Here is a 19,998-nt window from a genome sequence, read left to right as displayed (position 1 = left end):
AATTAACTGCAATTTACATTTAAAAACAATGATTTAATAGAACATTATACTGGCGGAGGCTTTTGCAGACAAAAGTTTCGCAGAGGGAGCTACGCATTATCCTCAGGGAGCGAGTTATGGAGAAGTTAAATCTCAGGTTACTGGTTACTAATGAACCAGCAGAAAAATACGTGCTTGCATTAACACTATTTTTTCAGTGAAGGCTGACATCGATGCAAGTTGATTATTGTTGTATCAGATTAAATTCGCTTTTGTTATTCATTGTATTCCAGCCGGCTAACTCATAATTTTCAGCTCTGACTACATGACAACATAATATGGCGATTTCAGGCGCCAGCAAGACTGGGAAAACTCTATAAAACCAATAATAATCATAAGCTTAAACAAAAACCACCTTGCTCCGGGCTGGCGATTTCAGCCTGAAATTCATGATTCTGCATCCCCTTTAATTGCTCTCAGGCCCAATAAAAAAGCCAGCGTTAAGCGCTGGCTGATTGGTGTGAGGTTGATTCAACGGTTAAGGTATTTCTTGAGCGTTTCAGCGATGACTTTATCAAGCTCTTCCTGCAACTCTTTTGATTGCCGGTTAAATTCATAACTAAACATACGACCGCGTACCTTTTTACGGGCAAAGCGATCTTTATCAGCAAATGACCATAGCGCAGTCGCCTGCGTTTTGTCTTTTTCCGGTTCTTTCATCAGCGTCTGACTTCCCTGTCGAATCAAACGCAGAATGTGATTTTTAAGCTCATCCTCAGCCAGCCCGTCACGGGCGCAGACGACATCAATTTCTCGCGAGATCGATTTAATCAGGGCTTCTGTGCTTTGTCCGGACTCACTCAATTTGTCAGCAGCCTGAAGCAGTGCTTTGTAGTCGGGATAGGTAAGCTCAGCCTGATTAGGAAAGAGTGCAATTAAATCTGACGGCACACTGGCGGCCTGAAGCGCACGTGTGACTTTCGCTTGTGATAAGCCCTGGTTTTCAGCGATTTCTTTCTGCGACAGACCGCCATCTTTAAGCGTTAACAGTCGCATTCCCACTTCACGCAAATTGTGTTCGCGAGCAGTCTGAATATCCTGTGCCAGTCTGCGTGCTTCATCCGGTGTAATTGCAGCATCAGTAACCAGCACGTCCAGCCCGGTTTTACAGATAAGCGCGGCTGCACGTCTGCGAGAGCCATCCAGGATTTCTATGCGCTCATCACGCATTACGCCAATAGCCGGGAAAAACTGCTGCAGCTTGATGGTACGAATAATGTCGCGCAGTGAGTCAGGTGTCAGTCCTGTTTGATCGCGGCCATTCGTTTCCATCGTGACGAATGTCTTACTTTCAACATCACTTGCCGCAATACGTTCAAAACGAAACTGGGCGCGCTTGCCCGTTGCCAGTACAAATGTCTGGTTATGCTGGCTGTCATTCGTGTCATTTTCCAGTGGAGTCTGGCTGAAGGTTCTGCCAATCGTAATTCTTTTTGCGCTCATACAAACCTCAGTTCAGGCGAATAAATTCGATACGGTCGAAGACGGCTTTTGCAAAATCCTCTGCCGCGGAACGTGCATTCTTCAACGCTTCGCTGCTACCGACATAGGTTGACGGATTGGCTGAGATAACCGTATCAAACGATTCACCGCAACGTTCGAACCCATCCAGGCGGGGTAGGGCGGCATCGAGCATATCCCCGCCAAAAATCTCTTTTGCCAGGCTATGGCAGAGTTTGTGGTCAGCTTTATTAGAGAGCTTTGACATAAAGCCAATGTTGCCCTGCAGGCGACAGGTGGCGCCGGAGTCTTCGATAATCGCAATCAGTTCCGGCAAACGTGTCAGGTATTTTAATGTTGAATGGAAGTCAACCTGAGCGGGTGGCACCGGCGTCATCAGGAGATCTGAAGCGGCAATCGCATTTTTCAGGAAAGCATCAAGATGTGGGCCGCTGTCGATAAAGATGAAGTCATAATCTTTTTTAAGTTTGGCAATCACATTGTCGTACAGCACAGCATGAACGTTCTGTTCTGGCAGATGCTCAGCACAAAGCTGGTCCCAGCTTGAGGCGATAAAAGCATCATCAATCGAAGCAGGCAGCACATCCACACCAGGGATAATCGACGGAACAATAAATTCATTAACCAGTTCATCACGGGAGACGTTTTGCAACATCGCCTGTGCGGCAGTGGCTTCTACCAGCCCAACGGAACGCTCGTGATTCAAAAACATGGTTGCCGATGACTGCGGGTCGAGGTCAATAACCAGAATGCGTAAATCTTCATATAAGAGATGAGGATGGGCACGAAGCGCATGGGCCAGTGAAACCGTAGAGACGGTTTTGGAAACGCCGCCCTTGAGATTACCCACAAAAATAGTGAAAGCATCACTATGACGATCCCGGTATTTCGGCACGCCACGATGATGGTAGATATCGATAATATTCTGAATCGACATGGCATATTTAACAGAAGAACCGGCAGCCCGTTTATCAAACTGATAACCGCTCTCTTCCATCTCATTCACCGCGTAATCGACGCTGGCACGGGTCAGTTTGGGCAACTTTGCTAACGCCGCTTTGGCATAGACCTGATAGTACGTATTTTCATGCAGTTCCTGCTTCTGCGCCTGAATCTGGTCGGTAAGGCTAAGAAGCATGCGTTCTGAACGCTGTGCAACTTTCATCACCTGTTTGTCATCGTTAGCCATGGTTGCTCCAAACATGTAGGATTTATGACTTTATACAGAAATCCTGCACGTGAGGCAATAAATTATCATCTCAACATGATATGCGTTTTTATGTGAGCACACGGTTTTTGGTGAGCTTCATCACATTATTGATTCTGTATGAATAGTCTTTGCAGATAAAATTTGCAGAGCATTCACTGTAATCAGCAGATCATTCACTGTAGTGAGCAGATAAACAGGGAGTGGAATACGAAAACCTGATGCAAAACGAGAGCAGACGAGTTCAGGGTATCTCTCAATACTCATTAAGCGTTCACTGTAATCAGCAAATCCACGTCATATCAGATGATTTGTGAGTCAGTCATGAGCTGTATTTTAAAGAGATTAGTGGGTACGTAGCCAGTTGCTCCACCCACTATGCTGAATTTGAACGTTGTCTGTATAAACGTTCACTGTAATCAGTAGAATTGCTCCGGGTGGCGTCTTGCCAGGAAGAACGTTCACTGTAGTCAGTAGATGCGTCCTTCAGGTGTCAGCGTGAAAGAGTAGGGCGACATAAACGTTCACTGTAGTCAGCAATATCCGGCTATTTAAATGTGAGTGGGTCATAAAGCATTGGGACCAAATGAAAGGCCAGACATCGCCAAATTCCAGGCTGTGATGGCAGATGGTGAAGAGGATAAGGGTTCGTCTGCGTTCACTGTAATCAGTAAATCCCGACTGAAGCGAACGACATTCACTATAGTCAGTAGACACAGGAAGGACTTCACAAACATTCACTGTAGTTCAGTCGAGAGTGCGCGTTCTTACAGCGCCAACCGGTGCCCAGCCGTGACAAACAAACTATGACTTTCAACGTGTACGCTATGACTGACAAGCCTGGAGCAGGCGGTCCTCTGCTTTTGCACATCAATAAGGGCATGACTCTTGTGACGTAACATTCACTATAATCAGTAGCGGAAGCTCCAGGTCGTCTATCCTCTCAACAAAGATTCACTGTATTCAGTAGAACGTTCACTGTAATCAGCAGGACGTCGCTGCTCAATCATAGCAACCTGGACTGCCCTGAATGGGGCTTCAGGTATAAACGTTCACTGTAATCAGTAGACCAGATGGCAAACGGGATGGCTGCAATGCGCAGGAAAGAGGACGATGTCAGCCTGCATACATTCACTGTAATCAGTAACAGTGTCACGTTGATCAACAGCCTGGCCTGTCCGTCATCACTGACTGGGAGGCACGGTCCCGCGATGAGCCTGAGTGGCACAACAGAGTACTAACATTCACTGTAATCAGTAGCGTTCACTGTAATCGGTAAAAGAGAGACGTGCCCTTAGCCTGAATCCATACATTCACTGTAATCAGTAAACAGGTCAAAGACAGATACTAGCAATAAAGTATGTAAGTACACACTTACTCTAAAGGCCTTATAAATAAACGAGTAGAGAGTTGCAGGCTAACATCGGGGCGCGGGTCATCACATAGCCTTTACTGATTACAATGAACAATACTGATTACAGTGAATGCCTGAGGAGTACTGATTATAGTGAAGGGTGAAGTGATGGAAGCAATGTCATCCTGCTCAGAGGAAGTGACACTGCCACGCAGGCATGCTGATTACAGTGAACGTCAGGCGTTAATCTTCAAACTCGATCTCATCCAGCGAATCAATGCTCTCCAGATTACCGATACCATCAAGCTTAGGCGTGCGACTGTGAATAATGAAAAACACAGAGCGGCCGCGCTTCACTTCTGAATAATCCAGATAACCGATCTCTTTTAGCTGCTCCATCGCGCGCCTTACCACGTGGTTCTGCGTAGTGGTCTTCGAACCGAGGTTAAGACGCATACGCAAACGTGCAAGGGAGATGGGTGCCGGATTGGTCGGCAGACTCTCCAGGAAGGTGTAGAGCGCCTGCGCAGACTCTTTACGCTTGAGGCGGGAGATGGCCCGGAGCTGAAGCAGTACTTTGTGGTCGAAATTATAAAGTTCGAACAGCTTAGGATCAGCCTGAATGCGGACGATATCTTTTTCACGGTCGTAATAAGCAGACTGCACCAGGTGGGTATGATACGCCTTGCCATTGCCTTCAAAGGAGAGGGTATTGGTCGCAATACGTCGTAGCGAGGCATCAAGGCGTTTTCGTAGCGCAGCAGAAGAGTTAGCAGAGGGAATGCCGCACATCTTCACAAAATCAATAAACGGCAGGGTGACCGTGTCGCCTTTGGTCGGATAACGCGAGAATGACTGAATAATACCTGCCCAGGTTTTGAAATCGTTATCCATATCCAGCCGCGCGCCGGTAATGGTAATCTTTTCGTAACCCTCCGCTTTCACCAGCGTCAGGTTCTTTAGCTCTTTCGTCGCATCTGTTGAGGCCATCGCCCCGGATTTCCCGCGAGCGGTCGATTTCAGCGTTGGCACAAAGAGCCCGAGACGCATTAATGCGACGGGCTGAACGGTATTATTCTTGTTGGGATGAAGCTGGATAACTTCACCACTGTTTTTTGTCACAGACAGAAAAGGTTCTAGTAACGCTTTGTTTTCGTTGTCTTTATCTGCCATGGCGTAAGATCTTCATTCTGTGGATGAAAGGGATCGTTTTCTGACTACAGTGAACATTAGCACTGTTTACAGTGAACATTCTACCTGGTACAGTGAATAAAGTACTGATTACAGTGAACACTTTACTGATTATAGTGAACACGATCACCCTTTTAGCCCTTGGTGGGCGCGGCCTGCGACGATCGGGGATCTCTTAGGATCTCTCTATGATCTATTAAGGATCGTCTTTTAGGATCTGGTCACTGTATAAGTGGAAAACTGCTTCAAAACGTAATCTTCGTACATGTTATTTATCAGCAAATGATTGTTAGCAATTAGCAGATTACTTGACTGAATCTTGGCACCACAAATTCCAGATTCTCATATAATAAACAACTTCCTCACTATTATTCATTTTTCATCATCAACTACAGCGCGTATCGTCTCTCCATCACTGACAGAATGAGGAAAACGGCACCATGACTGAACATGCCCTATCACGTAACCCCGCAACTGGTGAAATTCTGGCACGCTATCCACTGCAAAACCCGGCAGAGCTGGAGCAGACGCTTGAAACCAGCGCATCAGCTTTTGCCACATGGAAACACAGCAGCATGACCGATCGGGTTCGCGTATTACGCCAGCTTAGTGAGCAACTGCGTCTGCGAGAGCCTGATCTTTCCCGTATGATCACAACGGAGATGGGAAAACCCATTTCGCAGGCACGCGCTGAAGTCCTTAAATGCGCCAACTTATGCGACTGGTATGCTGAGCATGGCCCTGCAATGCTGACCGACCAGCCCACCCAGATTGCTGATGCATGGCAACGATTCCGTCCCATCGGGGTGATCCTGGCGGTGATGCCATGGAATTTCCCACTGTGGCAGGTTCTGCGAGGCGCAGTGAGCATGTTGCTGGCAGGTAACACCTATCTGCTGAAACACGCGCCTAACGTCATGGGCAGCGCCACACTGATGGCTGAGCTGTTCAGCGCAACCGATCTGCCAGCGGGTGGCTTCAACCTGGTCAACGTCGACAACGACGGTGTCTCAGTCGCCATCAAAGATGATCGTATTGCTGCCGTCGCCGTAACCGGCAGCGTACGGGCTGGCGCAGCCATCGCCGCACAGGCAGGTGCAGCATTGAAGAAAACCGTGCTGGAATTGGGCGGATCCGATCCCTTTATCGTGCTGGCAGATGCCGATCTTGATGAAGCGGTTAAATCTGCTGTCATTGGGCGTTTCCAGAATACCGGGCAGGTCTGCATGGCCGCTAAACGCTTTATTATTGAAGCGCCAATTGCAGAAGAGTTTGAAAAGCGTTTCACGGCCGCGGTTCAGGCGCTCACCATGGGCGATCCTCTGGATGAAAACACCTTCCTGGGCCCAATGGCTCGCGCCGATCTGCGTGACGAACTGGATGGACAGGTTAAAGCGACACTGAGCGAAGGCGCACGTCTGGTGCTGGGTGGTGAAAAAGTAGCAGGGCAGGGTAACTACTATGCGCCGACCATTCTCGCAGATGTCACCAGTAACATGACCGCATTCAGACAGGAGCTGTTTGGCCCGGTCGCCGCTATTGCTGTGGCACGGGATCCTCAACATGCACTGGAGATCGCCAATGACAGTGAGTTTGGCCTCAGTGCTACCGTCTGGAGCGGTAACGAAGAGATTGCCGATCAACTGGCGCTGCAGCTGGAGGTTGGTGCGGTGTTTATCAATGGCAACGGCGCGTCCGATCCGCGCGTTACCATCGGTGGCGTGAAGAAAAGCGGCTACGGCCGTGAGCTGTCGCACTTTGGTGTGCACGAATTCTGTAACGTGCAGACCGTGTGGAAAGACCGCCGCTAGTTCTTACTGCGCCGATGGAAGATAAGCGGGCGCTGCTTTAGCGACCGCACTGAGCGGACGCAGCAACCGATCCGGTGCAAACGCACTCAGCATCGGTGACGCTGTGCCGCTCAGCATCTCCTCAGCCACCAGCCTGCCCAGCAACGGGGCAAGGGTCATTCCGCTATGGCTGACCATCAGATAAACGCGTGCTGACGCGCTGATGTAGCCTGTTGCCGGTAAGCCATCAGCCGGACGCGACCGCTGTCCTGTTTCAATCCGCTCAATTCTCGCACCTTCCGCGTTTCTAAACAGCCGACGTAATCGGCGCAGCATCTCTTTACCGATCAGTCCATCCGGCGAGACCGGCCGTGCCGGATCGGCATGCTGATCCAGATCCAGCGCCTGCAGCATCAGGCGGCCGCCGCCATCCGGCCGTACATTCAGTTCCGGGGTTATCAAATTGCATTTAAGTGGGATCGGCAGAGGCTGCGTCTGCGCCAGAAAACTACAGGCAACAGGATCGGCGCGATTTGCATCGGTCATCGCCAGTTCAAGCCCACATTGACTCATGAGTTCCGGTGCCCAGCGGCCAGTCGCCAGTACCAGCTGATCGCCACGCCATTCATCACCACTGGCCAGTGTCAGATGCACATCCCGATTTGTTTCAGTCAGCGTTGTCACTTCATTGTTGCAGACCAGCTGTCCGCCACTGGCGCGCAGGTCCGCCAGCAGAGAGGCGATAAACAAGCTCGGATAGAGCAGGCACTCCGACGGGAAAAACCATGCGTGCTGAATGCGGGGATCGAGCCGCAACGCGGGCAGAGCATCCAGAAGTGCGGCGCGGCTACGTTTTTCAACGGGATAATCAAGCGTTGTGAGCTTTGCTGCGCGTCGCGCCAGCTGGCACAGGGACGATTGATCGGCTGCCCACTCCAGCGTGCCGGTTTCCAGCAGCCATTGGGGTGATGCAGGATGACTGGCCTGCCAGCGCTTGTGCTCTTCTATCGCATGGGCATTCAGATCATGGTAGCTGGTGGGTTCCTTGCCGTTGGCATTAACCCAGGCATAGCTGATTTGACTGGTTCCGCTGCCAGGATAGTTTTTATCGAAGACGGTGACCTGCGCGCCCCGTCGCGACAATGATTGCGCGACGGCTAAACCCAGCACGCCTGCACCGATTACGGCAATACGTTGTGGCATATCTGGTCTCTCCTGAACAGGGATGAGTGGAAAACTGCTTCCCGCCGGGTCGTTTCACTATTGCGAAGTCGACAAAGGACGTCAACCGCAGCTTCAGATAGTGGCTTCATCAAACCAGTCAGGCACAGGATCGGGCAGATTGATCCACTGCTCAGGGCCCGCAGCCATCTCATAGGGTGTCAGCAGTGCGTGGTCGAGCGCGGAAAGAATGCGCTTTTCATCCATTTCAATGCCGATAAAAACCAGCTCCTGGCGCGCATCGCCAGTCCCTTCCTGCCAGTGTTCAGCGATGAAATTGAGATTATCCGCATCCTGTGGCCAGTCCATCCGCGGCACACTTACCCACCAGCGCCCGGCATAACCCTGACGAGCCACAGCGCCCGCCTGCGACCACATCGCAGCATAGTCAGGCCGGCTGGCGAGCCAGAAGTAGCCCTTAGAACGGATAACACCGTCAAGCTGGTGATTAACAACTTCCCAGAAACGCAGCGGATGGAACGGACGGCGGGCGCGATAGACAAAACTGCGAATGCCATACTCCTCCGATTCCGGTTGATGCTCACCGCGCAGGGTCTGCAACCAGCCTGGTGCCTGTGCTGCACGATCAAAATTAAAGCGACGGGTATTGAGCAGGCAATCGAGCGGAACCTGGCCAAACTCACTGTTCACAATAAGGGCATCTGGATTGAGCGCACGCAGCATGCCCTGCAGTTCATGCAATTGCGTCTGGCTGAGCAGATCCGTTTTGTTCAGTACCAGCAAATCACAGAACTCAATCTGATCTACCAGTAAATCAACCACAGAACGCGTATCCTCCTCGCCCAGTGACTCGCCGCGGGACTGAAGATCATCGACTGAACGATAATCTCGCAGAAAATTGAAGCCATCTACCACGGTAACCATGCTATCCAGACGCGCATAAGCCGACAGACTTTCACCTTCTTCATCTTCAAACGTAAAGGTTTCAGCAACCGGCAGCGGTTCAGAGATCCCGGTAGACTCAATTACCAGATGATCGAAGCGACCGGCCTGCGCCAGACGTTTCACCTCCAGCAGCAGGTCTTCTCGCAGCGTGCAGCAGATGCAGCCGTTACTCATTTCAACCAGCTTTTCATCGGTACGTGACAGCTGTGCGCCGCCGTCGCGCACCAGCGCAGCGTCGATATTAATTTCAGACATATCATTGACGATGACCGCAATCCGCCGTCCTTCGCGGTTATTAAGAATATGGTTGAGCAGGGTGGTTTTACCGGCACCGAGAAAGCCAGAGAGAACGGTAACCGGCAGTCGGGGATCCTCGGATGTCAGGAGGGAGAGTGGCATAGTGTTACCTGTCAGTAGTGATTAATATATATGTTATAACATAACATTAATCAGCCTCTTTTCAATCGCGATTTCTCTTCCCCTGTTTGATAATGAAAATAGTTAAAAAGAAGGAGAAGTGATGCAAACACTCACTCTGGTGCCGCGTCTTGTACCGGACGTCAGAAGCGGCGTGAAAACCTCAACGATACGCTGGCAGGAAGGTGATGTCGTCACCGGTCCACTGAAACTGGTCAATCAGGAGGATGCAACCGACACGGTAATTGTATGGGTGACGAGGATCGAAACGCTGCGCCTGAATCACATCGCCGCACGGCTGGGGAAGGAGGCTGAATGGCCGGATGCGGTGCTGCTGGCGGGGATGCGCGAACACTATCCAGAGATCAGTCTGAGCAGTGAGGTGCAGCTGATCACACACCTCACGCCCGCCGAAACTCAGGTAAAGCTCGCCGAACGCTAATTAACTGTGCTCAATGACCAGCAGTGCCAGCGTATCGGCTTCCAGTGCCCGGAAGATATGGAGCTCATCGCCCGGATAGGTAATGTAATCACCCACATCCAGCTCCACAGCACTCTCTACCGGACCAACCAGCGCACGCCCTTTGGCAATAATAATATGCTCAATGGTATTGGGGATGTGAGGCTGTGAAATGCGTTCGCTCCCCGGCTGGACCTCCAGCAGATAAATATCACGCCGCACGCCGGGTGGGCAGGATGCCAGCAAAACGGCCTGATAATCGGCCAGATCGGCGGTAACCGACAGACCTTCTCCACGTCGTATCACCTGCAGGCGACGTGCATCAGGTTCCAGCAGACGTGAAAAGGGAATATTCAGCGTCACGCACAACGACCACAGCGTCTCAATGCCCGGATTACCATTTCCCGCTTCCAGTTGTGACAGCGTAGATTTGGCGATCCCTGCGCGGCGTGCTACTTCAGCCAGTGACAGACCTGCTCGCTGACGTTCACGCACTAAAGCGTTAGCAATAATGCTGATAGGGGTATTCAAATGCACTCCCGAAACTCAAAGTGTTTTTTATATCGAACATAACGTTCATCTTGTAAATCGCCGTGGCGATGTTCATTATATCGGATTATACGTTCATTATGAGACAGAGTGATGCGTTTTCCGCAAATGCAGTTGCTGGACAAAGGGGTAATTAAAGCGATTTTCCTGGTCTGCCTGGCTGATGGGATCGTCGGTTTATCTTATGGCTCGCTGGCCTCCGCCGACGGATTTCCGCTCTGGGTGCCACTGGCGCTCTCAACGCTGGTGCTGGCGGGGGCGTCAGAGTTTCTGTTTATTGGCATTGTGGCCGGTGGCGGCAGCCCCTTTACCGCCGCCGCTGCGGGCTTGCTGGTGAACGCGCGTCATCTGCCGTTCGGTATTGCGGTAAAAGATCTGGTGGGAACGGGCCCGCGGGGTTGGTTTGGCTGTCACATCATGAACGATGAAAGCGTGGTATTCGGAATCTCTCAGCCTCAACTGGCTCAGCGTCGTAGCGCTTACTGGCTGTGCGGCATCGGCATCGGCTTTATCTGGCCTGTCAGCGTGATGACCGGCGCGGCGATAGGGCAGTTTATTCCTGATGTCTCGGTGATTGGGCTGGATGCGGTATTCCCGGCCATTCTGATTGCCCTCATTTTTCCCGCGCTGCGACAGCGACGAACCCGGATCCCTGCCACTGTCGGGGCGTTACTCTCGCTGCTGGCGACGCCACTGGTTCCGGCGGGCATGCCGGTGTTGTTCTCACTGCTGGGCCTGCTGACATGGAGATCGCGCAAATGACGCATCAGGGAATGATCATTGCCGGCATTGCTATGCTGGCCGCAGGGACGTATCTGATGCGTTTCGCAGGCGTCAGGCTGGGAAACCGTCTGCCTGTCAGCGAGCGCACCCAGCAGATACTCTCTGACGCTGCCACTGTCTTGCTGCTGGCGGTAGCTGCGACCACCACGTTGTTTGAGGGGCACCATTTTGCCGGTGTGGCTCGTGTGGCTGGCGTAGGCTTTGCGCTATTACTGGCGTGGCGTCGGGCTCCGCTGATTGTGATTATTCTGGGGGCGGCGGTGATGACGGCGCTGTTACGTTTCCTTGGCGTATCCTGATGCTGATTTGTCCTGTGGCTGCTTAACTGCGTCCCGTCCAGGATTGCTATCTGCATGGGCATAACGGCATGATGAGTGTTTATCACCTGATCGGAGTTCACCTATGAATCGTCCGTTACAGATTGGCCTTTTACTCTTTCCTGATGTCACACAACTCGATCTAACCGGTCCCTGGGAGGTGTTTGCGCGCACGCCCGACACCAGTTGTCATCTGGTCTGGAAAGATCTACAGCCAGTGCGTTCCGATCGAGGCCTGTCTGTATTGCCCACCATGACGTTTGATACATGCCCGCAACTGGATGTGATCTGTGTGCCCGGCGGACCGGGTCAAATCGCCCTGATGTCAGATGACGTTACGCTGAACTTCCTTCAAAAGCAGGCCGCTCAGGCACAGTGGATTACATCGGTCTGTACCGGGTCGCTGGTGCTGGGAGCTGCCGGATTGCTTAAAGGATATCGCGCGACCTCGCACTGGAGTTCCATCGATCAGCTGGCCTTGCTGGGTGCGGATCCGGTCAGTCAGCGGGTGGTGCGTGACCGTAATCGCATCAGCGGGGCAGGTGTGACCTCAGGCATCGATTTTGCCCTGACGCTGGTGGCAGAAATTGCAGGTGACGCAGTGGCGAAAGCGGTTCAGCTACAGATGGAATATGATCCACAACCGCCATTCACCAGCGGTTCCCCTAAGACCGCACCGCCACAGGAAGTCGAGCAGGCAAAGGCGAAGATGGCGGCGTTTATTGCTACGCGCCGGGCCGCAACCATGCGTGCCGCACAGCGACTACAGGCTGAACAGCTTCCGGATGCCGGGAATACGCAATAGCAGCAGTAAGAGTGACATCGAATGGAGCAATGTCAGGACGATAACCCGTAATTTATCGCCCGGCGTCGGGATGTGGATCGCGGCGGTCTGCAAGTTAATCAGCACGGTCCCATCACCCGGTTTCTTCAGTAAAGATAAGCTGCACCATAAGCGCCTGGAAAACCTGGCATTTGGGTTTTCACTGCGTGGATGATTTACCGGAAGCACTGATTACCGGCAGAGAAGCGATCTATTCCGACTGGTTTTTTAACCGTAAGTCAGCCAATCCACATCGCATCGATGCGGCGGCCCGTCATGAATATCTGCGTGTTTTTCAGCAACCCGGCGCATTGCGGGCTGGCTTTTTACCGGGCCTTTGCGCAGTCGGCAGAGCCGAATCGCCAGCGTGCGCGAAAAGGTAAACTGGCAGTGCCACTGCTGGCAATTACCGCCGATCAGGGATCGATTCCTGATATGGCTACACCGTTACGCGCCGTTACGCGCCGTTGCGCACCAGGTTAGCAGTCAAATTATCCTTAACTGTGGTCATTTTATTCCTGACGAACAACCGGTGAAATTAGCGGAAATACTGGCAAACTTTTTTACTCACACAACGAATAAAAGCGAATTAACGCCTCTGTAAATAAGGGAAAGTAATAGTGTGCAGCGGATTATTAATATTCTTGCTGATCCGCTGCTATCTCATACGCCTTTCCAGTAAATATGTCTATCTTATTGATTTTAAATCACTAACTGTGGGTTATTCCGCGTTGCTTTCTGAGTCGTGCTGTGAATAAATAAACCGTCATTATCATCCACCTTCAGGATGAGTTAAATAAAACCGTCGGCAGCAGACTGCCGATAGCATATTGCCGGGGCTGCGATGAATCAGGAAAAGGCACGACTGGCCGGAGAAATTAAAGCCGGAGTTAATGAACTGGAATCGCAATTAGTGGCGATTCGACGTGATATCCATGCGCATCCGGAATTAGGCTTTGATACGCTGCGCACAGCCAGTCTGGTCACCGACTGTCTGCAGGCGCTGGGACTTCATCCCCGCACCGGTGTAGGTCGCAGCGGTGTGGTGGTGGATATCGACGGTGCAGAGCCGGGCAAAACATTGCTGTTGCGCGCCGACATGGACGCGCTGCCGATCCAGGAACAGACCGGTTTACCTTTTGCCAGCCGCTATCCTGGTAAAATGCACGCCTGCGGTCACGATATTCACACTGCGACGATGCTGGGTGTGGCAACGTTATTACCACGCTATCGTCAGCAGCTTAAAGGGCGCGTCCGGCTGATTTTCCAGCCTGCAGAAGAGACACCCGAAAGTGGTGCTGAAGCGATGATCGCGGACGGCGTAGCGGAGGGCATCGACTGGGCTGTCACTTTGCATAACAAGCCTGAACTGGCGGCGGGGGAAGTTGCCCTGACACGCGGTGCCAGCACCGCCTCCAGCGACGAATTCGATGTCACGGTACACGGCGTATCCACACACGCGGCACGTCCGCACATGGGCACCGATCCAATACTCGCCACCGTGCATCTTATCAGCCAGTTGCAGACCATCATTTCTCGTGAACGCGATCCTGCACACTCTGCCGTCCTGACTATCGGGCACATTCAGGGTGGGACTACCCACAATATCATTCCTGACAGCTGTCTGTTCCAGGGCACCATCCGCACCAAATCGCCAGAAGTGCGTGCTGCCATGGAAGCCTCATTTAAGCGGATGTGCGAAGGGGTGGCGCTGGCACAGAACGTGCGCGTGGAGGTTAACTTCCAGCGTGGTGTGCCGCCATTAATGAATGACGATCGCCTGATTGATTCACTGGAAGAGATTCTGTCGCATCAGTTTGATAAAGCGATCATCGCGCAGCCCAGCGCCAGCTTTGGCGCCGAAGATTTTTCACTGTTCACCGAACGGGTTCCGGGTTGCCAGATCCATATTGGTTCGGCCACGCCAGGCCGGGACGATCATCTGCATAATTCCGATTATCAGCCTGATGAACGAAGCATTACCGCCGGGACGCAGGCGCTGACCCGCCTTGCAATTGATTTGCTCTCTTAATAATAAATAAATGAGGTTTCTATGATGATGCGCAACCGTCTGTTCACGGCTTCTCTGACCGTGACACTGCTCGCCACTTCCGCATTCAGCCAGGCGAAAGATTTCGGCACACTGAAGTTTGCTACCGAAGCGGCCTATCCTCCGTTTAACCAGACTACGCCGAGCGGTAAAATCGTGGGCTATGAACCGGATATGGTGGCGGAACTGGCAAAGCGTGCAGGCTTTAAATATGAAATCATCGCGCAGAAATGGTCGGGCATGATTCCTGGCCTGATCGACGGTAAATATGATGCAGTGGTCGACGCCGTGACTGTGACGCCAAAGCGTGCTGAAGCGATCGATTTCACCCATCAGTACACCGTCAGCGTCTCAAGTTTTGTGACCGCCAAAAAAAGCCCACTGGCCACGCTGCCAGGCAGTGGCACGGTTGTGACGGCGGATGATGCCGCTGGCATGAAAAAAGCGATCGACGATCTGAAAACCACCTTTAAAGGAAAAACGATCGCGGTACAGGTTGCCACCATTCAGGCGGACTTCCTGCAAAAATATCTGGGCGATGTCGCCACCATTCGCACGTATCAGGCCGGTCCTGAAACCTTCGCCGACCTGATGAATGGCCGCGTCGATGCCGTCATGGCTTCGCGCACCAACCTTAACGCCTTTGTGAAAAAAAACAGCGATGCGATCAGTAGCAGCGGCTACGGCTTCTCCGGTGGCGTGCTGGGTGCGGGATCGGCCATTGGTCTGCGTAAAGGCAACAGCGAGCTGCAGCAGGTGCTGAATCAGGCGCTGGATTCCATGATCAAAGACGGAACGCTGAGCAAACTGTCGATGAAATGGTTTGGCGAAGATGTCGCGCCAAAAGCGTAACCACTGATGCTGATGAATATTGACTGGCAGATACTGGGTTTCGGGGATGAGGGCTGGGGTGGCGTGCTGCTTAGCGCCGCCGCCGTTACTGTCAGCGTATCGCTCTGCGCCTGGTTGCTGGGAGCGATGCTGGGCAGCGTACTTTGCTGGATGCAGATTGCTGGATCGCGCTGGCAGCAGCGGCTTGCGGCAGGCTACATCACACTGTTTCGCGGCGTGCCGGAACTGCTGGTGATCTATCTGTTCTACTTTGGTGGACGCCAGGTGGTCTCCACCGTGGGCACCGCGCTGGGATTCCAGGGACCGTTCGATGTGAACGGTTTTGTCGCGGGTGCGATCGCTATCGGGCTGATCTCCGGCGCCTATCAAAGTGGTGTGTTTCGCGGCGCGTTCTACGCCATTCCGGGCGGTACGCTGGAAGCCGCGACGGTAACCGGCATGGGGCGGCTGATGATGTTTCGCCGCATTATCGTGCCGCAGGCGTTACGCACTGCGCTGCCGGGCATGGGCAACCAGTGGCAATCTGTTATCAAAGAGTCGGCGCTGGTCTCTGTCACCGGACTGGTCGAAACCATGAATCAGGTTTCCACGGCAGCCAACTCCACCCAAATGTCCTTTTTCTTCTACAGCGTGGGTGCGGTGATCTACCTGATTATCACCACCTGTTCCGATATGGTTTTCCGCTACGTGGAAAAGTTTGCGATGCGCGGTCAACAGCGCGTGAAGGGGTAAGGAGTCCACGTGGATATGATGTTTTTACAGCAGACGCTGGTGGCGTTGCTGAAAGGATTACCGCTGACTATCAACCTGGCGCTGCTCTCGCTACTGGGCGGGGGCGTGCTGGCGCTGCTGCTTAATCTGCTGCGCATGACGCGCGTCGGCAGTTTTTTCTGTCGTTTCTACGTCTGGCTATTTCGCGGTACGCCGCTGCTGATCCAGATTTTTATGGTCTATTACGGCCTCGGCAGTTTACTGGCGGTGCGTGAAAGCCTGTTCTGGCCGCTGCTGCGCGATCCTTACTGGTGTGGTTTGCTGGCGCTGATCCTCAACGATGCGGCGTACACCTCGGAGATCCTGCGTGGCGGGCTGCGCGCGGTCAGTCAGCAATCCCTGGAGGCTGCCAAAGTCTCGGGCATGTCGTCCTATAAGATCTTTACCCGCATCACCTTACCGATTGCGATTCGACAGGCGCTACCGGCTTACAGCAATGAAATCATCTCGATGATTAAAGCGACGTCGCTGGTCAGCACCATCAGCCTGATGGAGATGACCGGTATTGCTGACTCAATAGTCTCTTCCACTTTCCGCGCGCTTGAAGTGTTCCTGAGCGCGGCGGTGATCTACCTGATACTCACCATGCTGGTCAGCAAAGGGGTATCGATGCTGGAACGACGCTTATCACCTTACTATTTTGGAGCACGCTCATGACCGCACCAACCATCATGCTGAGTCATCTCAGAAAGAGTTATGCGGGACATGAAGTGCTGCACGACATCAGCCTGACCGCGCAGGATGGCGATGTGATTTCGCTGATTGGTGCGAGCGGGTCGGGCAAAAGTACACTGTTGCGCTGTATTCCGTTTCTTGAAGTGCCACAGGCGGGTGAAGTTGCGGTGGGCGACATTAACGTCACGCTGGATAACACCGATGAGAAACTGAGCCGCGAGCAGCGACGTCGCATCAAGCTGATGCGAATGCAGCTCGGCTTTGTGTTTCAGAGCTTCAACCTGTGGCCGCATAAAACCGTGATGCAAAATATCATCGAAGCGCCGGTTCATGTGCAAAAGCGCAGTCATAAAGAGGCAGTTGAAGAAGCCGAAGCGCTGCTGCATAAAGTGGGACTCTATGCAAAACGCGACGCCTGGCCGTCGCAACTATCCGGCGGACAGCAGCAGCGCGTGGCAATTGCCCGGGCGCTGGCGCAGCAGCCGAAAGCGATCCTGTTTGATGAGCCGACCTCTGCGCTGGATCCGGAGCTGGTGGGGGAAGTATTACGAGTGATACGTAGCCTGGCAGAAGAGGGACGTACCATGATTATCGTGACGCATGAAATGGGCTTTGCGCGTGACGTGTCGAACAAAGCGGTGTTTCTGCATCAGGGCATGATTGAAGAGTCCGGTTCGCCGGAGCAGGTGTTCCTTGACCCCATCTCGCCACGCTGCCGAACCTTCGTGAACAGCCACTTTGAGCGTAATGCAGGCCAGAGTGACAAGGGCCACGAAATCTGACGGCGGCCCTGAGACTGCGCGTCTTAAAACCAGAAAACCCCGGAAGCATTTCCGGGGTTTTTTTCAGCCAGGCTGGGTGATTCAGATGAGCCTGTAAAGCAGTATCCTGAAATTAAGGATTGAAAACAGGGCGGCCCGCTTCAACCAGTGCCTGCCACTGCTGATAGCTGGGACGGCGCTGGATGTTTGAATACCACGCTTTCAGAGCAGTACATTCGTCAGGCACAGCAAGGTTCACCAGAGCCGCGAAGATCATGCCGCCTGTTACGGCGATATCGGCCATAGTAAACGTATTGCCCGCGACATAAGGCTGTGAGCGTAAAACGCCATCGAAATAGTGCATGCCACGGATGGCCTTTTCACGCATCTTCTCACCCCATTCCGCATTCTGATAGAGCTCAACCTCTGGCCCTAATCCTGCGGTGGCATGGTGGAAATAGACGCTGACCGCATCAAGAAATTCGATTTCAGCCCGTTTGGTCATCATATGGATAACGCCTTTTTCTACCGGCGTGACGCCCGTCAGAACAGGGTTTTCATCCAGCACGTCCAGATATTGCGTAATCGCGGTGCACTCTGCGATCAGCGTTCCATCTTTCAGCGCTAATACTGGCAGGGTTCCTGAGTAATTGATCGCTAAAAATTCAGGCTTTTTGTGCTCGCCTTTCCACAGATTGATCGGAATAAATTTCACCTGAGAAAGTAATCCTTTTTCCGCCAGGGCAATTCTTACCCGAGCAGGATAAGGGCCATCATACCAGTCATAGATTTTCATCGAGGGGAGTGAAGAAGCTGCAGATGCATTGTTGATATCAGTCATGATTAAGCTACCTACCTGTCAATTGGTAGATAGATAGTGGCGCCAGATTTTTATCCTGTCAAGACCTGTCTATCAGTTGGCAGGTAAAATTTTTTCTTTATAATGGGTTTAAACTTCAATAAGGAAAAACGACTGATGAGCCTGAACGCACGTGAAGCTATTCTGGCAGCCGCAAAGAGTGCTGCTCAGAATCATGGCTATAACGGGATTAATTTTCGCAGCATCGCTGATGAGGTGGGGATTAAGAATGCCAGTATCTATTATCATTTCGCCAGCAAAGCCAACCTGGGGGCCGCCGTCGCTAACCGATACTGTCAGGACACGGCGCAGAATTTAAAAACCATCCGCGAACAAAGTGCGTCACCGGATGAGGCGCTGCAGCGTTATCCGCAGATTTTCCGTATGTCGCTGGAAGATGCCAACCGGCTCTGTCTCTCCAGCTTTATGGCAGCGGAATATGACGATCTGCCGGAGGAAGTGAAGCGCGAGGTGCAGTGTTTCGTTGAGGCGAACGTTGAGTGGCTGACGCAGGTCCTTAATGAAAAGGAACCTGATAATACCGGGAAAAATGCTCAGCGCGGACTGGCGATCTACACCGCAGTGGCCGGTGCGCAATTAATTGCCCGCACGCGTCAGGATATTAACCTTTTCGATAGCCTGATTATGACCTATCAGGAGACCAGCCTGATTCCGCTGTCGCGATGAACATTATCCTTCAGGCACATAAATCGACATCTTCAGCGAGGGCGCATCATTCGACATGAAGCTGGAATAACTGAAATTTCGCTTCACGCCATCCTTGCCTGTCAGGCATTTTGTCCCGGAGACAGGAGCAGCTATCACATGCTCGTTCCACCATTCGCTGAATTCCTGACACTCGCGCTCAAGCCGGCTAATGAGTGATGGAAATGCGGGGTTATGCGCATTTCGATCGTAGTCAGCATGAAACAGGCCCAGCATTCTTTGGGCTTCTTTATGCCAGGTGTCTCCGAACAGGGCACGGGCCTCAGCTGTGGTCAGCATGAAAATCAGGATGTTCCTGTCTTTGACCGATAACTGGCCGAAGTCGGTGATCAGCTCTGCAGCAGCGCTGTTCCATATCAGCACATCCCAGTGTGCGTTAGTGACGTAGGCGGGCTCGGCTAAGCTCCGAATCAGTTTGATTACGCCCTCCGGAATAACGCCGTCGTTCTCAGTCTCTGTTTTCCGGCGAGTAAGCGACTGCAGATGCAGCACCTCGACCTTATCAAGCTCCAGCGCCCGGCCCAGCGCGCTGACGATCCGGTCTGAGAGCGTGTCTACCCGGCCCTGTTCGATTTTTGTATACCATTCTGTACTGATGCCAATTCTTGCTGCGACCTCTTCACGCCGTAATCCCGGCGTGCGACGCCTTTCACGGGTTCTTAAATCCCTGCTGTCAGGCCTGGTCCTGGCGCGGCGCGAACGCAGGAAATGACTTAATTCACTTTTTGGCTGCATGAGTTAACCTGGTCGTGATTTATACCCCTATAAAACTAGTCTATTTTCGCC

20 protein-coding genes are annotated in these 19,998 nt (G+C 52.5%); 12 read left to right on the top strand and 8 right to left on the bottom strand.

Annotated elements, in window-relative coordinates; translation table 11 throughout:
- Positions 1 to 510: 510 nt before the first annotated feature.
- The 3 genes from LQK91_RS15160 to LQK91_RS15150 all read right to left on the bottom strand — a co-directional run bounded on the left by LQK91_RS15160 (position 511) and on the right by LQK91_RS15150 (position 5,234).
- Positions 511 to 1,482, bottom strand: a complete 972-nt coding sequence (locus LQK91_RS15160) for a ParB family protein (RefSeq protein ID WP_003855842.1) — start codon at positions 1,480 to 1,482, stop codon at positions 511 to 513.
- A 7-nt stretch (positions 1,483 to 1,489) separates the two neighbouring features.
- A complete protein-coding gene (locus tag LQK91_RS15155) occupies positions 1,490 to 2,689 on the bottom strand; it encodes an AAA family ATPase (protein ID WP_003855844.1) in 1,200 nt (399 codons plus the stop codon).
- A 1,615-nt stretch (positions 2,690 to 4,304) separates the two neighbouring features.
- On the bottom strand, positions 4,305 to 5,234 hold the full coding sequence (locus tag LQK91_RS15150; RefSeq protein ID WP_003855845.1) for a RepB family plasmid replication initiator protein: 930 nt from the start codon (positions 5,232 to 5,234) through the stop codon (positions 4,305 to 4,307).
- A gap of 458 nt (positions 5,235 to 5,692) precedes the next feature.
- Here LQK91_RS15150 and LQK91_RS15145 point away from each other — a divergent pair, with 458 nt between their 5' ends.
- The gene (locus LQK91_RS15145; RefSeq protein WP_105099617.1) at positions 5,693 to 7,063 is read left to right on the top strand and encodes an aldehyde dehydrogenase family protein; all 1,371 of its coding nucleotides are present in this window, start codon (positions 5,693 to 5,695) and stop codon (positions 7,061 to 7,063) included.
- 3 nt (positions 7,064 to 7,066) lie between these two features.
- On the opposite strand, the gene LQK91_RS15140 is transcribed toward LQK91_RS15145, so the two are convergent.
- Both LQK91_RS15140 and zigA read right to left on the bottom strand, forming a co-directional pair.
- Positions 7,067 to 8,245 (bottom strand): NAD(P)/FAD-dependent oxidoreductase, encoded by a 1,179-nt coding sequence (locus tag LQK91_RS15140; RefSeq protein ID WP_008924458.1) that lies wholly within the window; start codon positions 8,243 to 8,245, stop codon positions 7,067 to 7,069.
- Between the two features lie 93 nt (positions 8,246 to 8,338).
- On the bottom strand, positions 8,339 to 9,568 hold the full coding sequence (gene zigA, locus LQK91_RS15135; protein WP_008924457.1) for a zinc metallochaperone GTPase ZigA: 1,230 nt from the start codon (positions 9,566 to 9,568) through the stop codon (positions 8,339 to 8,341).
- Positions 9,569 to 9,689: 121 nt separating this feature from the next.
- On the opposite strand from zigA, the gene LQK91_RS15130 reads away from it, so the two are divergent.
- Positions 9,690 to 10,028: an ASCH domain-containing protein gene (locus LQK91_RS15130; RefSeq protein WP_003855849.1), complete on the top strand. Its 339-nt coding sequence runs from the start codon at positions 9,690 to 9,692 to the stop codon at positions 10,026 to 10,028.
- Here the strand turns inward: LQK91_RS15130 and LQK91_RS15125 are convergent, their stop codons facing one another.
- Complete coding sequence (locus LQK91_RS15125) at positions 10,029 to 10,577, bottom strand: helix-turn-helix domain-containing protein (protein ID WP_003855850.1); 549 nt, start codon at positions 10,575 to 10,577, stop codon at positions 10,029 to 10,031.
- A gap of 111 nt (positions 10,578 to 10,688) precedes the next feature.
- Between LQK91_RS15125 and LQK91_RS15120 the strand changes: the two genes are divergently transcribed.
- The 9 genes from LQK91_RS15120 (at position 10,689) to LQK91_RS15080 (ending at position 17,648) form a co-directional block, all read left to right on the top strand.
- Complete coding sequence (locus tag LQK91_RS15120) at positions 10,689 to 11,357, top strand: AzlC family ABC transporter permease (RefSeq protein ID WP_003855851.1); 669 nt, start codon at positions 10,689 to 10,691, stop codon at positions 11,355 to 11,357.
- Positions 11,354 to 11,677 carry an AzlD domain-containing protein gene (locus LQK91_RS15115; protein ID WP_003855852.1) on the top strand — a complete coding sequence of 108 codons (324 nt, stop codon included), beginning with the start codon at positions 11,354 to 11,356 and terminating at the stop codon, positions 11,675 to 11,677. Before LQK91_RS15120 ends, LQK91_RS15115 begins: the two co-directional genes overlap by 4 nt.
- 103 nt (positions 11,678 to 11,780) lie before the next feature.
- Positions 11,781 to 12,500, top strand: coding sequence for a DJ-1/PfpI family protein (locus tag LQK91_RS15110; RefSeq protein WP_105099618.1), 720 nt, complete (start codon positions 11,781 to 11,783; stop codon positions 12,498 to 12,500).
- A gap of 294 nt (positions 12,501 to 12,794) precedes the next feature.
- A complete protein-coding gene (locus tag LQK91_RS15105; RefSeq protein ID WP_003855859.1) occupies positions 12,795 to 13,001 on the top strand; it encodes a hypothetical protein in 207 nt (68 codons plus the stop codon).
- A 361-nt stretch (positions 13,002 to 13,362) separates the two neighbouring features.
- Positions 13,363 to 14,550 (top strand): M20 metallopeptidase family protein, encoded by a 1,188-nt coding sequence (locus LQK91_RS15100; RefSeq protein WP_105099619.1) that lies wholly within the window; start codon positions 13,363 to 13,365, stop codon positions 14,548 to 14,550.
- 21 nt (positions 14,551 to 14,571) lie between these two features.
- Positions 14,572 to 15,420, top strand: a complete 849-nt coding sequence (locus LQK91_RS15095; RefSeq protein WP_008924453.1) for a transporter substrate-binding domain-containing protein — start codon at positions 14,572 to 14,574, stop codon at positions 15,418 to 15,420.
- Positions 15,421 to 15,426: 6 nt separating this feature from the next.
- Entirely contained in the window at positions 15,427 to 16,152 is a 726-nt protein-coding gene (locus LQK91_RS15090) for an ABC transporter permease (protein WP_187513384.1), read from the top strand.
- A 9-nt stretch (positions 16,153 to 16,161) separates the two neighbouring features.
- Entirely contained in the window at positions 16,162 to 16,848 is a 687-nt protein-coding gene (locus LQK91_RS15085) for an ABC transporter permease (protein WP_105099620.1), read from the top strand.
- On the top strand, positions 16,845 to 17,648 hold the full coding sequence (locus LQK91_RS15080; RefSeq protein ID WP_105099621.1) for an ABC transporter ATP-binding protein: 804 nt from the start codon (positions 16,845 to 16,847) through the stop codon (positions 17,646 to 17,648). The genes LQK91_RS15085 and LQK91_RS15080 overlap by 4 nt, the downstream gene beginning before the upstream one ends.
- Positions 17,649 to 17,760: 112 nt before the next feature.
- On the opposite strand, the gene LQK91_RS15075 is transcribed toward LQK91_RS15080, so the two are convergent.
- Positions 17,761 to 18,468 carry a glutathione S-transferase gene (locus LQK91_RS15075; protein ID WP_008924449.1) on the bottom strand — a complete coding sequence of 236 codons (708 nt, stop codon included), beginning with the start codon at positions 18,466 to 18,468 and terminating at the stop codon, positions 17,761 to 17,763.
- A 135-nt stretch (positions 18,469 to 18,603) separates the two neighbouring features.
- Between LQK91_RS15075 and LQK91_RS15070 the strand changes: the two genes are divergently transcribed.
- Positions 18,604 to 19,173, top strand: coding sequence for a TetR/AcrR family transcriptional regulator (locus LQK91_RS15070; protein ID WP_008924448.1), 570 nt, complete (start codon positions 18,604 to 18,606; stop codon positions 19,171 to 19,173).
- A gap of 3 nt (positions 19,174 to 19,176) precedes the next feature.
- On the opposite strand, the gene LQK91_RS15065 is transcribed toward LQK91_RS15070, so the two are convergent.
- The gene (locus LQK91_RS15065) at positions 19,177 to 19,947 is read right to left on the bottom strand and encodes a helix-turn-helix transcriptional regulator (protein WP_008924447.1); all 771 of its coding nucleotides are present in this window, start codon (positions 19,945 to 19,947) and stop codon (positions 19,177 to 19,179) included.
- Between the last annotated feature and the right edge of the window lie 51 nt (positions 19,948 to 19,998).

This window comes from Pantoea sp. MHSD4 (assembly GCF_021043305.1).
GTDB classification, from domain to species: Bacteria; Pseudomonadota; Gammaproteobacteria; order Enterobacterales; family Enterobacteriaceae; genus Pantoea; species Pantoea eucalypti.
The sequence above is the reverse complement of the archived record's forward strand: the minus strand, read 5'-3'. Positions and strand labels throughout refer to the sequence as shown.

What these genes read in the sequence shown, in the direction of transcription:
- LQK91_RS15160 (WP_003855842.1), bottom strand. Translation starts at nt 1,482, where the DNA reads ATGAGCGCAAAAAGAATTACGATTGGCAGAACCTTCAGCCAGACTCCA.
- LQK91_RS15155 (WP_003855844.1), bottom strand. Translation starts at nt 2,689, where the DNA reads ATGGCTAACGATGACAAACAGGTGATGAAAGTTGCACAGCGTTCAGAA.
- LQK91_RS15150 (WP_003855845.1), bottom strand. Translation starts at nt 5,234, where the DNA reads ATGGCAGATAAAGACAACGAAAACAAAGCGTTACTAGAACCTTTTCTG.
- LQK91_RS15145 (WP_105099617.1), top strand. Translation starts at nt 5,693, where the DNA reads ATGACTGAACATGCCCTATCACGTAACCCCGCAACTGGTGAAATTCTG.
- LQK91_RS15140 (WP_008924458.1), bottom strand. Translation starts at nt 8,245, where the DNA reads ATGCCACAACGTATTGCCGTAATCGGTGCAGGCGTGCTGGGTTTAGCC.
- zigA (WP_008924457.1), bottom strand. Translation starts at nt 9,568, where the DNA reads ATGCCACTCTCCCTCCTGACATCCGAGGATCCCCGACTGCCGGTTACC.
- LQK91_RS15130 (WP_003855849.1), top strand. Translation starts at nt 9,690, where the DNA reads ATGCAAACACTCACTCTGGTGCCGCGTCTTGTACCGGACGTCAGAAGC.
- LQK91_RS15120 (WP_003855851.1), top strand. Translation starts at nt 10,689, where the DNA reads ATGCGTTTTCCGCAAATGCAGTTGCTGGACAAAGGGGTAATTAAAGCG.
- LQK91_RS15115 (WP_003855852.1), top strand. Translation starts at nt 11,354, where the DNA reads ATGACGCATCAGGGAATGATCATTGCCGGCATTGCTATGCTGGCCGCA.
- LQK91_RS15110 (WP_105099618.1), top strand. Translation starts at nt 11,781, where the DNA reads ATGAATCGTCCGTTACAGATTGGCCTTTTACTCTTTCCTGATGTCACA.
- LQK91_RS15105 (WP_003855859.1), top strand. Translation starts at nt 12,795, where the DNA reads ATGAATATCTGCGTGTTTTTCAGCAACCCGGCGCATTGCGGGCTGGCT.
- LQK91_RS15100 (WP_105099619.1), top strand. Translation starts at nt 13,363, where the DNA reads ATGAATCAGGAAAAGGCACGACTGGCCGGAGAAATTAAAGCCGGAGTT.
- LQK91_RS15095 (WP_008924453.1), top strand. Translation starts at nt 14,572, where the DNA reads ATGATGATGCGCAACCGTCTGTTCACGGCTTCTCTGACCGTGACACTG.
- LQK91_RS15090 (WP_187513384.1), top strand. Translation starts at nt 15,427, where the DNA reads ATGCTGATGAATATTGACTGGCAGATACTGGGTTTCGGGGATGAGGGC.
- LQK91_RS15080 (WP_105099621.1), top strand. Translation starts at nt 16,845, where the DNA reads ATGACCGCACCAACCATCATGCTGAGTCATCTCAGAAAGAGTTATGCG.
- LQK91_RS15075 (WP_008924449.1), bottom strand. Translation starts at nt 18,468, where the DNA reads ATGACTGATATCAACAATGCATCTGCAGCTTCTTCACTCCCCTCGATG.
- LQK91_RS15070 (WP_008924448.1), top strand. Translation starts at nt 18,604, where the DNA reads ATGAGCCTGAACGCACGTGAAGCTATTCTGGCAGCCGCAAAGAGTGCT.
- LQK91_RS15065 (WP_008924447.1), bottom strand. Translation starts at nt 19,947, where the DNA reads ATGCAGCCAAAAAGTGAATTAAGTCATTTCCTGCGTTCGCGCCGCGCC.